The sequence below is a fragment of the Laedolimicola intestinihominis genome (genome assembly GCF_040096155.1).
In the GTDB taxonomy this organism is placed as follows: domain Bacteria; phylum Bacillota; class Clostridia; order Lachnospirales; family Lachnospiraceae; genus Laedolimicola; species Laedolimicola intestinihominis.
The window spans coordinates 52,387-67,730 of the sequence record NZ_JBBMFE010000002.1 but is presented as its reverse complement, the minus strand read 5'-3'; the positions used below and the strand labels follow the sequence as shown (position 1 = coordinate 67,730).

The 15,344-nt window shown below is 55.3% G+C and carries 15 protein-coding genes; 13 read left to right on the top strand and 2 right to left on the bottom strand.

Translation table 11 applies throughout. The annotated features are described in order from the left end of the window. Nucleotides 1–243: 243 nt before the first annotated feature. Entirely contained in the window at nt 244–1,557 is a 1,314-nt protein-coding gene (locus tag WMO29_RS02660; protein ID WP_349163647.1) for an ATP-binding protein, read from the top strand. A gap of 130 nt (nt 1,558–1,687) precedes the next feature. On the opposite strand, the gene WMO29_RS02655 is transcribed toward WMO29_RS02660, so the two are convergent. Together WMO29_RS02655 and WMO29_RS02650 are read right to left on the bottom strand one after the other, a co-directional pair. Then, on the bottom strand, nt 1,688–2,491 hold the full coding sequence (locus WMO29_RS02655; RefSeq protein WP_349163646.1) for an ABC transporter permease: 804 nt from the start codon (nt 2,489–2,491) through the stop codon (nt 1,688–1,690). Further along, nucleotides 2,484–3,251, bottom strand: a complete 768-nt coding sequence (locus tag WMO29_RS02650; protein ID WP_349163645.1) for an ABC transporter ATP-binding protein — start codon at nt 3,249–3,251, stop codon at nt 2,484–2,486. Before WMO29_RS02650 ends, WMO29_RS02655 begins: the two co-directional genes overlap by 8 nt. Nucleotides 3,252–3,412: 161 nt before the next feature. Here WMO29_RS02650 and WMO29_RS02645 point away from each other — a divergent pair, with 161 nt between their 5' ends. The 12 genes from WMO29_RS02645 to WMO29_RS02590 all read left to right on the top strand — a co-directional run bounded on the left by WMO29_RS02645 (nt 3,413) and on the right by WMO29_RS02590 (nt 15,339). Further along, the gene (locus WMO29_RS02645) at nt 3,413–4,066 is read left to right on the top strand and encodes a response regulator (RefSeq protein WP_178038301.1); all 654 of its coding nucleotides are present in this window, start codon (nt 3,413–3,415) and stop codon (nt 4,064–4,066) included. 96 nt (nt 4,067–4,162) lie between these two features. After that, the gene (locus tag WMO29_RS02640) at nt 4,163–5,620 is read left to right on the top strand and encodes a sensor histidine kinase (RefSeq protein ID WP_349163644.1); all 1,458 of its coding nucleotides are present in this window, start codon (nt 4,163–4,165) and stop codon (nt 5,618–5,620) included. Continuing rightward, the gene (locus WMO29_RS02635; protein ID WP_349163643.1) at nt 5,617–6,561 is read left to right on the top strand and encodes a hypothetical protein; all 945 of its coding nucleotides are present in this window, start codon (nt 5,617–5,619) and stop codon (nt 6,559–6,561) included. Before WMO29_RS02640 ends, WMO29_RS02635 begins: the two co-directional genes overlap by 4 nt. Before the next feature lie 85 nt (nt 6,562–6,646). After that, nucleotides 6,647–7,240 carry a xanthine phosphoribosyltransferase gene (locus tag WMO29_RS02630; RefSeq protein WP_158363329.1) on the top strand — a complete coding sequence of 198 codons (594 nt, stop codon included), beginning with the start codon at nt 6,647–6,649 and terminating at the stop codon, nt 7,238–7,240. 22 nt (nt 7,241–7,262) lie between these two features. Beyond that, complete coding sequence (gene selD / locus WMO29_RS02625; protein WP_349163641.1) at nt 7,263–8,300, top strand: selenide, water dikinase SelD; 1,038 nt, start codon at nt 7,263–7,265, stop codon at nt 8,298–8,300. An 81-nt stretch (nt 8,301–8,381) separates the two neighbouring features. Beyond that, on the top strand, nt 8,382–8,999 hold the full coding sequence (yedF, locus tag WMO29_RS02620; RefSeq protein ID WP_349163639.1) for a sulfurtransferase-like selenium metabolism protein YedF: 618 nt from the start codon (nt 8,382–8,384) through the stop codon (nt 8,997–8,999). After that, nucleotides 8,996–10,147: an aminotransferase class V-fold PLP-dependent enzyme gene (locus tag WMO29_RS02615; protein WP_349163638.1), complete on the top strand. Its 1,152-nt coding sequence runs from the start codon at nt 8,996–8,998 to the stop codon at nt 10,145–10,147. Before yedF ends, WMO29_RS02615 begins: the two co-directional genes overlap by 4 nt. Nucleotides 10,148–10,149: 2 nt before the next feature. Further along, nucleotides 10,150–10,386 carry a putative Se/S carrier protein gene (locus WMO29_RS02610; RefSeq protein WP_349163637.1) on the top strand — a complete coding sequence of 79 codons (237 nt, stop codon included), beginning with the start codon at nt 10,150–10,152 and terminating at the stop codon, nt 10,384–10,386. Nucleotides 10,387–10,439: 53 nt separating this feature from the next. Further along, nucleotides 10,440–11,831, top strand: coding sequence for a uracil-xanthine permease family protein (locus WMO29_RS02605; protein WP_349163636.1), 1,392 nt, complete (start codon nt 10,440–10,442; stop codon nt 11,829–11,831). Nucleotide 11,832: 1 nt separating this feature from the next. Continuing rightward, a complete protein-coding gene (locus WMO29_RS02600; RefSeq protein WP_349163635.1) occupies nt 11,833–12,594 on the top strand; it encodes an FAD binding domain-containing protein in 762 nt (253 codons plus the stop codon). A gap of 7 nt (nt 12,595–12,601) precedes the next feature. Continuing rightward, the gene (locus WMO29_RS02595) at nt 12,602–13,078 is read left to right on the top strand and encodes a (2Fe-2S)-binding protein (RefSeq protein ID WP_349163633.1); all 477 of its coding nucleotides are present in this window, start codon (nt 12,602–12,604) and stop codon (nt 13,076–13,078) included. Beyond that, on the top strand, nt 13,066–15,339 hold the full coding sequence (locus WMO29_RS02590; protein WP_349163632.1) for a xanthine dehydrogenase family protein molybdopterin-binding subunit: 2,274 nt from the start codon (nt 13,066–13,068) through the stop codon (nt 15,337–15,339). The genes WMO29_RS02595 and WMO29_RS02590 overlap by 13 nt, the downstream gene beginning before the upstream one ends. The last annotated feature ends 5 nt before the right edge of the window (nt 15,340–15,344 follow it).

Below are 15,344 nucleotides of genomic sequence, written 5' to 3'. Positions count from 1 at the left end.
TGAAAAGATGACGTGATGCCAGGGTCAAAAGGTCTAAACCCACATGAGCTTGCTCATAGGTGGGTGAAAGACCTTAGGACCCGCCCCGATATGAGCATAAAAGTGGGATGATAATCCCACGATATGCGAATATTGGGTAGGATTGTGGAAGTGCGTAGCACGGAACAATCCGTAGGAATCAAAGTCGGGGGCTTTTGACCCCGACATCATAATATGCAACAGAAAAGAATGAGGAGCAAAATTATGTACAAAGAAGTCGCGAAATTAATTTTATACCGGGATCTGGGAGAGAACAGCATCCTCCGGAAGCTGGCCGGGATTTTTGAGGATTATGAAAAGGATCAGTGCAGCGCCGCGGAGCTGACCACGAGGATTTATGAGCAGATGAAGGCGCTTCTGGATCTGTCTACCATGTACGGCTTTGACGAGAACCTGTGGCACAATTATCTGACCTTTATTCTCCTGACCAATGAGAATTCCTTCAGTATGACCAGCGAAAAGGTGGGAGCCAATGACGGTACCGTCAACCATTTCGCAAAGGCGGATTTTAAGGTGTTTAAACACCTCTTTGATTACGATTTCAGCTCCATTGAGCGGGATCTGGAGATCGACTGCTTCAGCACCGTCTGCCACTATAAGGCCATCGGCAAAAAGGAGCGGATGTACAATAAAAACGTCAGTGAAAAGGTACAGGCGGTGAGCCGTCAGATTGAGCAGGCAGAAGATGAAAATGAAATCTTCAAAATAATTACAGATTTTTACAAAGCCTACGGCGTGGGTATGTTCGGCCTGAATAAGGCCTTCCGGATCCGGGAGGACGGAAGCAGGGTGGAATTCTTGCCGGTCAACAATACAGAGCAGGTGCTTTTGAAGGATCTGGTAGGCTATGAAATTCAGAAGAAGAAGCTGGTGGACAATACGGAGGCCTTTGTGAAAGGACTTCCGGCCAACAACGTGCTGCTTTTCGGCGATGCCGGCACCGGAAAATCTACCAGTATCAAGGCGATTCTGAACGAGTATTACGATCAGGGTCTGCGAATGATTGAGATTTACAAGCACCAGTTTCAGGATTTATCTTCGGTCATTGCCCAGATCAAAAACCGGAACTATCGTTTCATCATTTACATGGACGATCTGTCCTTTGAGGAATTTGAGATCGAGTATAAGTTCCTGAAGGCAGTTATCGAGGGCGGTATGGAGACCAAGCCGGATAATGTGCTGATCTACGCCACCTCCAACCGCCGTCATCTGATCCGGGAGACCTGGGGAGACAGAAGCGACATGGAGCAGGACGAGGGGATGCACCGTTCCGACACCATGCAGGAGAAGCTGTCCCTGGTGGCCCGTTTCGGCGTGACCATCAATTTCTCCAAGCCAACTCAGAAGGAATACTTCCAGATCGTCACGGAGCTTGCGAAGCGCTACCCGGAGATTACCCTGACCGACGCAGAGCTTTGCGCCGAGGCCAATAAGTGGGAGCTGAGCCACGGCGGTATATCCGGAAGAACTGCCCAGCAGTTTATCAATTATCTGGCGGGAAAATCGGAGAACGCGTAAAGGACGAACCGCAGATCGCGGAAATATACGGATAGAAAAACAGGAAATATGTAGCAGGAGGTGCGAAAATGCATCTCCTGTTTTTACGTGAGCAACGAGTAAAATTCGCGAAGCGTATTTTATCTCGTTGTTACCGTCGTGTCAACCTCCGCTCCGCCACATTCAACCCCTGATACAGCCCCATGGCCAGCCCGCACAGGATGACGATAGACATCAGCACCAGATCCAGCTGAAACACCTGGCTGCCATAGATAATCAGATACCCAAGCCCCCGGCGGCTCCCGATAAATTCCCCGATGATGACGCCCACTAGGCAGAGCCCGATATTGACCTTCATAGTATTCAGAAAAATGGGCACGGAGCCGGGCAGCACCACCTTCCAGAGCACGTCGCCCCGATCTCCGCCCAGTGTGTAGATGAGCTTGATTTTCTCTGCGGAAATCTGTTGAAATCCGGTATACAGCGTCAGAATACTGCCAAAGACTGCCACGGAGATTCCGGCCACAATGATGGTCCGTATATTGGCGCCCAGCCAGACGATGAGAAGCGGGGCCAGGGCGGATTTGGGCAGACTGTTTAAGACCACCAGATAAGGCTCCAGAGTGCGGGACAGCCCCGGCGACAGCCAGAGCAGCACGGCGGTCAGAAGACTTAAGAGAAAGACCAGCAGAAAGCTCACCAGCGTCTCCAGAAGAGTCACGCCCACATGGAGAAATATGGAGCCGTCCCGTCCCATGGAGAGAAAAGTGCGGACCACCCGGGTGGGACTGCTGAAAATAAAGGCGTCGATGAGGTGCATCCTCGTGCTGGCCTCCCACAAAACCAGAAAACCAAGGAAAATGAGAAGCCTTGCCAGCCGCACCCGGTTCCGGAGCCGGGTCTGTTTTTTCAGAAAATTTTGCTGGGCCAGGGAGCAATTTGCAAGATCAGGCATGGTCGTTCAGCTCCTTCCAGATGGTGTTGAAATAATCCTTGAATTCCGGCGCGCTGCGGGAACGCATGGGCGTGCGGTTAGCCAAATCAAACTCGACAGGCACCCGTTTCCGGATGCGCCCGGGCCGCGCGGAGAGCACCAGCACCTCGTCGGCCATACTGATGGCCTCCGATAGATCGTGGGTCACAAGAACCGCCGTCTTCTCCTCCTTTTTAATAATCTCATAGATATCGTCGCAGACCGTCAGCCGGGTCTGATAATCCAGCGCCGAAAAGGGTTCATCCAGAAGCAGCAGATCCGGCTCCAGCGCCAGGGTACGGATCAGCGCTGCCCTTTGCCGCATACCGCCGGAGAGCTGGGAGGGGCGGGCGTTCCGAAAACCGGACAGGCCGTAGGAGTCCAGCATGTGATCGACTTTTTGAAGCTTTTCGGGCGTCTTTTGATGCTGAATTTCCAGGCCCAGCAGCACATTGGTGTAGACGGTGCGCCACTCAAAAAGATGGTCTCTCTGAAGCATATAGCCGATGTTGGCCCGGGCTTCCCGGACCGGCAGGCCGTGGAGCAGGATACGGCCCTCCTCCGGCAGAAGGAGGCCGGAGATCAGGGAAAGCAGCGTGGATTTTCCACAGCCGCTTGGCCCCACAATAGCCAGAAAATGGCCGGCTTCCAGGGTAAAAGAAATATCGGAAAGAGCCGGAGTTTCGCCCTCCGCCTGATGGTAGGCGAAGCCGACATGCTCCAGCGTAAGCAGCGGATTCATAGGCAAGCCTCCTGATACTATATAGTTAGTTTATGGAAAAATAAAGAAGGGTGTGACTGAAACAAGAAAGAACCATTTACATCATGGTTGATCAAAGTTCAACCATGATGCAAATATGATGCAGATATGATACACTCTATCATATAGAAGGAGAGAGTAAAATGCTGCAAATCTTAGTGGTGGAGGACGAACACTCCATTTCCAATCTGATAAAGGTCAACCTGACCAGGGCCGGTTACGCCTGCGACTGCGCCTACGATGGGCTGGCGGCGGTGGATATGCTGGATAAAAAGCCCTACGACCTGGTACTTCTGGATATTATGCTGCCCGGGGCAGACGGCTACGAGATCATGGATTATATCGCGCCCCTGGAGATTCCGGTGATTTTTCTGACGGCGAAAGCGAGCGTGGCGGATCGGGTGAAGGGACTTCGCATGGGGGCGGACGATTACCTGACCAAGCCCTTTGAAATCATCGAGCTTCTGGCCCGGGTGGAATCGGTGCTGCGGCGCTATCACAAGACGGAACAGGTGCTGACTGAGGGCAACCTGGTTATCGATACGGCCTCCCGGACGGTCACAAAGAAGGGCGAGACTATCAGCCTTACGAAAAAGGAATTTGACCTTCTCCTGCTCTTTGTGCGCAATAAAAATATCGCCCTTTACCGGGAGACCATCTACGAGCGCATCTGGGGCGGCGAATACATGGGCGACAGCCGGACGGTGGATCTGCATGTGCAGCGGATGCGGAAAAAAGCGGGCCTGGAGGAGCAGATTCAGACCGTGTACAGAGTAGGATACCGCTATTGCCCGTAATCAGTACGGGGAATCAAGCTATCTGCGGCAACTGGTTCAGAATATAGACTGTTCGGAGGCAGAACGCAGAGTATAAAAATGAAAAGAGGATAACGGATGAAATTTTCCTGGAAAATCAGTATTTCCATGCTGGTCATCAGCATGCTGGTGATGGGACTGGGCGGCTATGCACTTTTAGGCACCCTGTTTTCGTCGTCCTGGCAGCGGGAGACCCGGAACGCGGCGGAGGAAAACAGGATGCTGGCCTATTCCTTCGTGGCCTACTGGAATACCACGGTACAGGAATGGCAGAATTTTACAGATAAAGAAATTCAGAAAACAGCGGAGGCCATGTCCCAGGGAATGACGGACAGCGGCCTGACCTTCCGCATCTATGACGGGGATGGCCAGCCTCTCTACATGGAAAAACAAATCCCCTACGATCAGGAGAAGGAAAAAGACATCCAAAAGCTCATCAAGGCCGCATCCGGGGAAACCCGCGCCCGGGAGCTTCGCGAGGAAAACGGCACATACGAGTTGGCCACCATGAGCAGCATTCAGCTGGGAGAGAAGCGGACGCTCTATCTGGAAAGCGATCGGGACGTGACAGCCCTTTTTAACGACCGGACGGAACAGTACCGGATTTACCGCCGGTGGATGCTGGTGGTTTTGCTTTTAGAGCTTCCGGTGTGCTATCTGATGACCGTATGGCTTCTGAAGCCCCTGCGCCGTCTCTCCCGGGCCGCCAGACGGATTGCGGGCGGCGACATGGAGGTGCGGGCCCGGGTGGAATCCGAGGACGAGGTGGGAAGACTGACCCGGGATTTCAACCGGATGGCAGACCATCTGGAGCAGCAGTTTACGGAGCTTCAGGATACGGCCAGACGGCAGGAGGATTTTATCGGAAGCTTTGCCCATGAACTGAAGACTCCGCTGACCTCGATGATTGGCTACGCGGATATGCTGCGGAGCCGGGAGATGACGGAAGAGGAACGGATGGACGCGGCCAATTATATTTTTAAAGAAGGAAAGCGGCTGGAGGCCCTGTCCTTTAAGCTTCTGGATCTGATGGTGCTCCGCCATCAGGAGCTTGTGAAAAGACGCGTGTCCACCGAGTGGCTGGCGGAGGAAATCCGGGGGATCCTGGAGCCTGCCCTGGAAAAGCAGGAGATCCGTCTTTGGGTGTCGGTAGAGGACAGGCAGGTGGAGCTGGAGCCGGATCTGATGAAAACGGTGCTGATGAATCTTCTGGACAATGGCCGGAAGGCCATGGAGGGCAGCGGTCGGGAAAAGAGGCTGACGCTGCTGGGGCGTCCGGAGCAGGGAGGCTATGCCTTTTATGTGTGCGACAAGGGAAAGGGCATGCCGGAGGCAGAGCTTAGCCGGATCACAGAAGCCTTTTATATGGTGGATAAATCCCGCTCCCGGAAGCAGGGCGGAGCAGGTCTGGGACTGTCCATCTGTGCGGAAATCGTAAAGCGTCATGGGGGCAGACTGGATTTTCAGAGCGAGGAAGGAAAAGGAACGCTGGTAAGGGTATGGCTGCCGGAACAGGCCGGGGAGGAGAAAGCATGAGAAGAAAAAACTGCAGATCCCGCAAAAGCTGGCTTCTGACCGTGGGAGCATTGCTTCTGGCGGCGTCAGTGGGCTTTGGCGTTCCCCTGGCTTTCCGAAAATGGCAGGACGACAGGCGTCTGTCTGTGGTGGAGACGGAGGAAGCGCCGGAGGTGCGGATTACGTCCCAGACAGAGCTTAGCATGGTAGAAAAGGCGGAGCTGTTTCTGAGCGCCGACGCGAGCACCACGGTATTGGAAAAAGGAAAAAATTACGACGTGGCTGGAAGCCTTGCGAAAGCGGAGGAAGAGCTTGCCACCTTATGCGAAATGGGCGTATTGGACGAAACCTTCCGCACAGCCAAAATGACAGAACAGGACGCAGAGCAGAGTGCGGATCCGATTTTCTATATCGACCCCAGCGGGGAAAAATCCATGATTATCTGGATGCTGAATTTCCAAATCGACACGGAGTGGGACAGATGGATTCTGAAAGCTGCCCTGGATGACGAGACCGGTAAGCTTCTGGAGCTGGGCATTCAGGAGTGGAGTGAGGATTATGGAAATGGAATCCGTTCCGGCGCGGCGGCGACGGATTCGGACATGGCGGCGACGGATTCGGATACGGCGACGGCCGATTCGGACGTGGCAGAGCGGGCTCAGAAATTCGGCTCCTATCTGGGCCTGACAACAGAGCGTGTCACGCAGAACTGGGAGCTGGCAGACGCCATACTTTCCGATGGAGATAGGACTGCCTACGACAATCAGGTACACCTTTACGAAAAGAAGGGCTATACCGAAGAAGAAGCCAGAAGGCTGGTAAGCGAAGAATGGGGCATCAGCGATAGGAATCCGGACGGTTCCCGGACGGCGCAGGTTGTTTACCGCGAGGGCGACAAGGGAGAAGTACATTACTATCTCCGCCTCGGCGCCTTAAGTCTTTCCATTTATTTTGCCCTATAGCGCAAACTTCCTTGAAAAATGTCGATATCTATGCTATTTTTAAAGATAACATTAGTAGAAAGAAACGACAAAAAGGAGAGTAAGTATGAATTTCCTGGAGGAAAGAATCTTAAAAGACGGCATTGTAAAAGAGGGAAATGTCCTTAAGGTGGACAGCTTCCTGAATCACCAGATGGACATCAACCTGTTCAAGCAGATGGGCGAAGAGTTTAAGCGACGCTTCGCGGACAAGAATATCAATAAAATCATGACCATTGAAGCCTCCGGTATCGGCATTGCCTGTGTGGTAGCCAGCTATTTCGACGTGCCGGTGGTATTTGCCAAAAAAAGCCAGAGCATCAACATTGACGGAGACGTCTACGTGGCAGAGGTAGAGTCCTTCACCCACAAGAACAAAAATCAGGTCATCGTATCCAAGCGTTTCTTAGGGCCGGAGGATCACGTACTGATTATCGACGATTTCCTGGCAAATGGCTGCGCGCTCCAAGGCCTGATTTCCATCGTGGCACAGGCAGGCGGCACCGTGGAAGGTATCGGAATCGCCGTAGAAAAGGGCTTCCAGTCCGGCGGACGGATGATCCGGAACCTTGGCTATCAGCTGGAGTCCCTGGCCATCGTAGAGAGCATGGACGCAGCGACCGGAAATGTGAAATTCCGCGATCAGAGTGAAGTGGAATAAAGATTGGATTAGAAGAAAAACTATGAGTGAAAAAATCGTATTCTGTAAGGGCGGCGGCTGTACAGCAAAGCTGGGAGCCGGCGTTTTAAGCCATGTCCTGGAAAAGCTGCCCAGGGGGCCGGAGAATCCGGATCTTCTGGTGGGCTACGACAGCAGGGACGACGCGGCGGTTTACCGCATCAGCGACGACACAGCGGTGGTTCAGACCCTGGATTTTTTTCCACCGATGGTGGACGACCCCTATACTTTCGGGAAAATAGCGGCAGCCAACGCCTTAAGCGATATCTACGCCATGGGTGGCGACGTGAAAACCGCGCTGAATATCGTCTGCTTTCCGGAGTCTTCGGATCTGAATATCCTGGGAGAAATCATGCGGGGCGGATCGGAAAAGGTGCTGGAGGCCGGAGGCATCCTGGCGGGAGGTCATTCTATTCATGACGCCGATGTCAAGTACGGCCTGTCGGTCATGGGCCTGGTACACCCGGATCGAATCTGGTCCAACAATGGCGGACGTCCCGGAGACAGACTGATTTTTACCAAAAAGCTGGGCGTGGGGATCGTCTGCACGGCGAACCGGGTGAGAGAGGCCTCGGAACAGGCCATGGCGGAAGCCATCGAATCCATGACCACCCTGAATAAAATAGCCTCTGAGATAGGAAGAAGATACCACATTCACGCCTGTACCGATGTGACGGGCTTTGGTTTTCTGGGCCATCTCCATGAGATGATGGACGGAAAGCTGTCCTGTCGGATACAGGCGGAGAAGGTGCCGCGCATTGAGGAAGCGCTGCATCATGCAGAGGAATTTCTGCTGACGGCGGCCGGACAGAAGAACCGAAACCATGTGGAAAAATATGTAAAATTCAAAAACATCGCATTTGCCATGGAGGAGCTGCTGTTTGATCCGCAGACCTCCGGCGGACTGCTGATGGCGGTAGGCGCGGACGAGGCAGAGGATCTGAGAAATGAGCTTCGCGCGGCGGGACTTCCGGCGGAGATCGTGGGCGAGATTGTGAAGCGCACGGAGCCGGAGATTCTGGTAGTCGAAGGAGACTCATAGGTAATTATTTATAAAGAAGGAAGTTATTTTTATAGAAAGAAATTTTCATAAAAATAAGAAAGGAACAGGAGGGAAAGAAACATGATTCAGGTAAACGCACTGGGCGACGCCTGCCCGATTCCCGTAGTAAAGACCAAAAATGCCATTAAGGAGCTGGGCGGAAGCGGCGTGGTGGAGACGCTGGTAGACAATGAGATTGCAGTCCAGAACCTGACCAAGATGGCCAATCAGAAGGGCTACAGGGTCAGCTCCAAAAAGCTTTCGGACAGACAGTATCAGGTAACCATGGAGATTGGCGGGGGAGAGACTGCCAAGGCTCCGGAAGTAGCAGCGGCTCCGGAAGCATGTATTCCCGACGCCAGGGAGAATACGGTGGTCGTGATAGCCTCCGCCACCATGGGCGAGGGAGATCCGGAGCTTGGACGGCTTCTGATGAAGGGGTATATCTATGCGCTGACACAGCTGGATACCCTGCCGAAGACCCTGCTCTTTTACAATGGAGGCGCCGCCCTCACCTGCGAGGGGTCCGCGTCCCTGGAGGATTTGAAGTCCCTGGAGGCCCAGGGCGTACAGATTCTCACCTGCGGCACCTGCCTGAACCATTACGGGCTGACAGACAGCTTAAAGGTGGGCGAGGTCACCAATATGTATGTCATCGCCGAGACCATGGCGGGCGCGGCGAAAATCGTTAAGCCATGATTTATCTGGATAACGGGGCGACCACCCTGCAAAAGCCCGAGTGTGTAAGGGAGGCCCTTCTGGAAGCCATGGCTTCCATGGGAAATTCCGGAAGGGGCGTCCATGACGCGTCCCTTTACGCGGGACGGATCATCTACCGAGCCAGAGAAAGCCTGGCAGAGCTTCTGGGCGCGGCGGCTCCGGAGCAGGTGGTCTTTACGGCCAATGCCACCGAGAGCCTGAACCTGGTGCTTGGCGGCCTGTTCGGGCTGGGGGATCATGTGATTACCACCGTCTGCGAGCACAATTCCGTGCTGCGGCCCCTGTACCGGCTGCAGGGCGTGGAGCTGTCGGTGCTTCCTGTAAAGGCGGAAGCCGGGGAAGAACGGCAGGCAGGCATCCTGGCTTACGATGAGTTGGAATCCCTGCTCCGTCCGAACACAAAAGCCCTGATCATCACCCACGCCTCCAACCTGACCGGCAACATCACCGATCTGGAGCAGGCGGCAGCCTTCGCAAAAAAGCACAGTCTTTTGCTTATCGTAGACGCTGCGCAGACGGCGGGCGCAGTCCCCATGGATATGGAACGTATGGGGATCGATGTCCTGTGCTTCACCGGCCACAAGGGACTTTACGGCCCCCAGGGAACCGGAGGCGTCTGCGTCCGTCCCGGCCTTTCGATCCGGCCGCTGAAGGTGGGCGGAAGCGGAATTCACAGCTTCGACCGGGAGCATCCGTCAGAGATGCCGGCGGCGCTGGAGGCGGGCACCCTGAACGGCCATGGAATCGCAGGCCTGGGCGCGGCGGCCCGTTGGCTTCTGGAGATCGGCGTGGAGCAGATTCGCGCCCGGGAGCAGGTGCTTCTTCGGCGGTTTGTGGACGGCGTGAAGGAGGTGGAGGGCGTAACCCTCTACGGAAATCCGGATCTGGACCGTCGGACGGGAATCCAGTCCCTGAATATCCGGGATTACGATTCTGCACGGGTGGCGGACTGGCTCTATGAGGATTACGGGATCGCCGTCCGGGGAGGAGCCCACTGCGCGCCGCTCATGCATGAGGCGCTGGGAACCCGGGAGCAGGGGGCCGTCCGGTTCAGCTTTTCGTATTTTAACACGGAAGCGGAAGTGGACAGAGCCATCGAGGCCGTCCGGGAGCTTGCGGAGGAATAGCCATGCGGCAAAAAAAGGACACACTGATCATTTCCTTCGGTACGACTACAGAGGCCATGAAAATGGAGCGATACTGCGAAGGGAAGGGACTTCCGGGGCGGCTGATTCCCATTCCCCGGGAGATTACGGCAGGCTGTGGTATGGCCTGGAAGGCATTGCCGGAGGATAAGGAGCTGCTGCAGCAGGAGCTGCTGGCGGGTAAGATCCGATGGGAAGGTATGTATACTTTGAAATTGTAAAAAAATGGGATTTACAAAAGTCCCGGTGAATTGCTACAAGAGGAGAAACATTTATGAATGAAGTAGAGAATAAGAAAGCAGCCTACGATTTTTACGGCAAAATGCCCTTTCGTAAGGCATTTCCTTTAGGACTCCAGCACGTGCTGGCCATGTTCGTGGGAAATCTGACCCCGATTCTGATTATCACAGGAGCCTGTGGAATCGGCTCCGGTACGGAATTTGCGGAGGTGCAGGTAGCGCTTCTGCAGAACGCCATGCTGGTGGCGGGAATTGTAACCCTGATTCAGCTGTACGCCATCGGTCCGGTGGGCGGAAAGGTGCCGATTATCATGGGTACCAGCTCCGGCTTTATCGGCGTATTCAATAGCGTGGCAGGCGTTATGGGCGGCGGTATCCTGGCGTACGGCGCGATTCTGGGAGCTTCCCTGATTGGCGGCCTTTTTGAGACGGTTCTGGGCTTTATGCTGAAGCCCCTGCGCCGCTTCTTCCCGGCAGTTGTGACCGGTACCGTGGTACTTTCCATCGGACTGTCCCTGATTTCCGTAGGCGTGGGATCCTTCGGCGGCGGAAGCTCCGCGAAGGATTACGGCTCCATGGAAAACCTGCTTCTGGGAACCCTGGTGCTGGTGGTCATCATTGCGCTGAAGCATGGCACCAAGGGAATGACCAGTGTTTCTTCTATTCTGATTGGAATTATTGTAGGTTATATTGTGGCGGCGATCATGGCGCTGGTTCTGCCCACCACCGGAGTAACCGCGGAGGGCGTGGAGTATACCAAGGCCTGGGTTCTGAACTGGGACAAGGTAGCCCAGGCAAAATGGTTCGCGGTTCCGGCCCTGATGCCGGTGAAGCTGGTCTTCGATCCCAGAGCCATTGTTCCGGTGCTGATTATGTTCGTGGTAACCGCGGTGGAGACCGTAGGAGATATCTCCGGCGTCATTGAGGGCGGTATGGCTCGGGAGGCGACCGATTCCGAGCTGTCCGGCGGCGTAGTCTGCGACGGCGTGGGATCCTCTCTGGCTTCCCTGTTCGGCGTGCTTCCGAACACCTCCTTCAGCCAGAACGTAGGTCTGGTCACCATGACCAAGGTGGTAAACCGGTTTGCCCTGGCGACCGGAGCCGTGTTCCTGATTCTCTGCGGCCTGTTCCCCAAGCTGTCCGCACTGATTTCCATTATGCCCCAGAGCGTTCTGGGCGGCGCGGCAGTTATGATGTTCTCCTCCATCGTTGTCAGCGGTATCGGCCTGATTACCAAGGAGAAAATGACCGTCCGCAACACGACGATTGTATCTGTAGCACTGGGTCTGGGCTATGGTCTGGGCGCCAACAGCGGCGTGCTGGCAGGACTGCCCCAGAGCGTACAGCTCATCTTCGGCGGATCCGGTATCGTACCGGCTGCCCTGGTAGCGATTATCCTGAATATTGTTCTCCCAAAGGAGGAATAGCATGATAAAAATAAGAGAATTGGTAAAGGTGGAAAGTCTGGAGGAGGCCTGGGAGCTGAACCAGAAGCGCACCAACAAGATCCTGGGCGGTATGCTGTGGCTCCGCCTGGGCAACCGGAACGTGCAGAAGGCCATCGATCTGTCAGGCCTGGGGCTTGATCAGATCGAGGAGACGGAGGAAGCATTTTCCATCGGCTGTATGGCGACCTTACGTCAGATCGAGCTGCATGAGGGACTGAACGCCCTGTGCGAGGGACTGCTGCATGACGCGGTCTGTGATATCGTGGGCACCCAGTTCCGGAATCTGGCTACGGTAGGCGGCAGTATCTTCGGACGCTTCGGCTTCTCCGATGTGATGACGGCGTTTCTGGCCCTGGATTCCTACGTGGAGCTCTATAAGGGCGGCGTTGTCCAAATGTCAGAATTTGTAAAAATGAAGCGTGACAATGACATTCTGGTGCGGGTCATCGTAAAGAAATGTCCGGGTCATTTTGTCTATCTGTCCCACCGGAACACACGAACCGATTTTCCGGTGCTGACCGTGGCCGTATCCGACTGCGGCGGCGTAAAGAAGGCCGTGATCGGCGCAAGACCGGGTATCGCGAAGCTGTATGAGATCGAGCGCATGGACAAGGAGACGGCAGAGCGTCTGGCAGAGGAAACCCCGTTCCAGAGCAATATGCGCGCCTCCGAGGCTTTCCGCCGTCATCTGGCGGGCGTACTGCTAGGACGTGCCTTCGCAGAGATTCAGGGAAAGGAGTGAGGCTGACATGATCGTAACGATGACCTTAAACGGAAAAAAGATAACAGATGAGATTGCCGCGGATATGACACTCTTTACCTTTGTCCGGAAGCATGGCTGCTACAGTGTAAAATGCGGCTGTGAGACCACCAACTGCGGACTCTGTACCGTATTTCTGGACGGTACTCCGGTGCTTTCCTGCGCCATGCTTGCGGCGCGGGCAGAGGGACGCCGGGTGGAGACCCTGGAGGGACTGCAGAAGGAGGCAGAGGAATTCGGCTCCTTTATCGCCGATCAGGGCGCGGAGCAGTGCGGCTTCTGCAATCCGGGCATGATTATGAACGCTATCGCCCTGTTCCGGGAGAATCCGGAGCCCACCGACGAGGAAATCAAGCAGTATCTGGCAGGCAATCTGTGCCGCTGCTCCGGCTATGAGGGACAGCTGCGGGGAATGCACGCCTTTATCGAGTATAAGAAGAACGGAGGTGCCGCATGCGGGAAGTAGGAAAACGGGAACGCAAGAAGGACGCCATAGCGCTGGTGACGGGACAGCCGGTCTATGTAGATGACCTCGCCCCGAAGGAATGTCTGGTGGTAAAGCTTCTTCGCAGCCCCCACGCCAATGCCATCGTGGAGGACGTAAACTATGCGGCGGCCCTGAAGATTCCGGGTATCGAGGCAGTGTATACCTGGAAGGACGTGCCGAAGAACCGGTTTGCCACAGCGGGACAGACCTATCCGGAGTGGAGCCCCTACGACCATCTGATTCTGGATCAGCATGTGCGCTTTGTGGGCGATCCGGTAGCGATTGTAGCAGGCGAGAATGAAGAATGTGTGGATAAAGCCCTGCGGGTGATCCGGGTGAAATATCAGGTGCTTCCGGCGCTGCTGGATTACCATGAGGCCATCGACAATGAAATCCTGGTGCATCCGGAGGACAACTGGGAATCCCGGTTCCCGGTGGGAGCCGACAACAGGCGGAATCTCTGCGCCCATATGGAGGACGGCGACGGAGATGTGGAGGCGGTCCTTGAGGACTGTGAGGTAAAGCTTACCCGCACCTACCATGTCCCGGCGGTCAACCAGGCCATGATGGAGACCTTCCGGACCTATTGCTATATCGATACCTACGGAAGACTGGTGGTCGTAAGCTCGACCCAGATCGTATTCCATGTAAGACGAATTGTGTCCACGGCCCTCGGGATTCCCAGGGCAAAGGTGCGGGCTATGAAGCCCCGGATAGGCGGCGGCTTCGGCGCCAAGCAGACGGTGGTGTCGGAGATTTATCCGGCCTTTGTCACCTGGATGACAAAGAAGCCCTCCAAGCTCATCTATACCAGAAAAGAAAGCCAGATTGCCGGCTCTCCCCGTCATGAGATGGACGTCCGGGTCAGCATCGGCGCAGACCGGGACGGAACGATCCGGGCCATCGATCTTTACAACCTGTCCAATACAGGCGCTTACGGCGACCACGGCCCCACTACGGCGGGACTGACGGGACACAAGGCGATTCCCTTGTATACAGCCAACCTGGAGGCCTTCCGTCATGTATTTGACGTAGTCTACACGAATCAGCTTGCCACAGGCGCGTACCGGGGGTATGGAGCCACCCAGGGAATCTTTGCCCTGGAATCCATCGTAAATGAGCTGGCGACGGTTCTTCACATGGATCCGGTGGAGCTCCGTCTGAAAAATGTGGTACGGGAAAAGATGCTTATGCCGGCTTATTTCGGCGAGGTGGCAGAGAGCTGCCGTCTGGACGAGTGTCTGGTCCGGGCCTGCGAAATGATTGGCTGGAAGGAAAAATACCCTGCCCGGGATATGGGAAATGGCAAGGTACGCGCCGTAGGCGTGGGCATGGCCATGCAGGGCTCCTGTATCTCCAACGTGGACGTGGGATCCGCGACGATCATGCTCAACGAGGACGGTACCTATAAGCTGGCCATCGCGGCGGCGGATATGGGAACCGGCTGCGATACCATTCTGGCCCAGATGGCGGCGGAATGTCTGCATGTGACCACCGACGAGATCTTCGTCTCCGGCGCGGACACAGACAGCTCTCCCTATGATTCCGGATCCTACGCCTCCAGTACCACCTATATTACCGGTCAGGCCGTGGTCAAGGCGGCCACAGAGCTGGAAAAACGGATCTGCCAGGTAGCGGCAGGCATGCTGGAATGCGACCCGGAGGACGTGGAGTTCGACGGCAGAAAAGCCACCGATGTGAAAACCGGAAAATCCGTTACCAGCGAGGAGATCGGCTACAAGGCCCAGGTCTGCAACGAAATCGCGTTACAGGTGACAGAAAGCCACAGCTCCCCGGTATCGCCGCCTCCCTATATGGCAGGCGCGGTGGAAATCGAGCTGGATAAGGAGACGGGCCATGTGGAGATCCTGGACTATGCGGCGGTGGTAGACTGCGGTACGGTTGTGAACCCGAACCTGGCGACAGTTCAGGTGGAGGGAGGCTTAGGTCAGGGAATCGGAATGACTCTCTACGAGAATATCCAGTACACGGAGAAGGGTAAGCTTATCAATAGTTCCCTGATGCAGTACAAGATCCCGACCCGCCAGGATATGGGACATTTCCGGGTGGAATTTAAGCCGAGCTACGAGCCTACCGGTCCCTTTGGCGTGAAATCCATCGGCGAGATTGTGATCAATACTCCGGCTCCGGCCCTGGCCCATGCCATCTATAACGCGACGGGCGTATGGCACCGGAACCTGCCGATTACCAGCGAGAAGATTGCACTGGGGACAGACTGATTCGG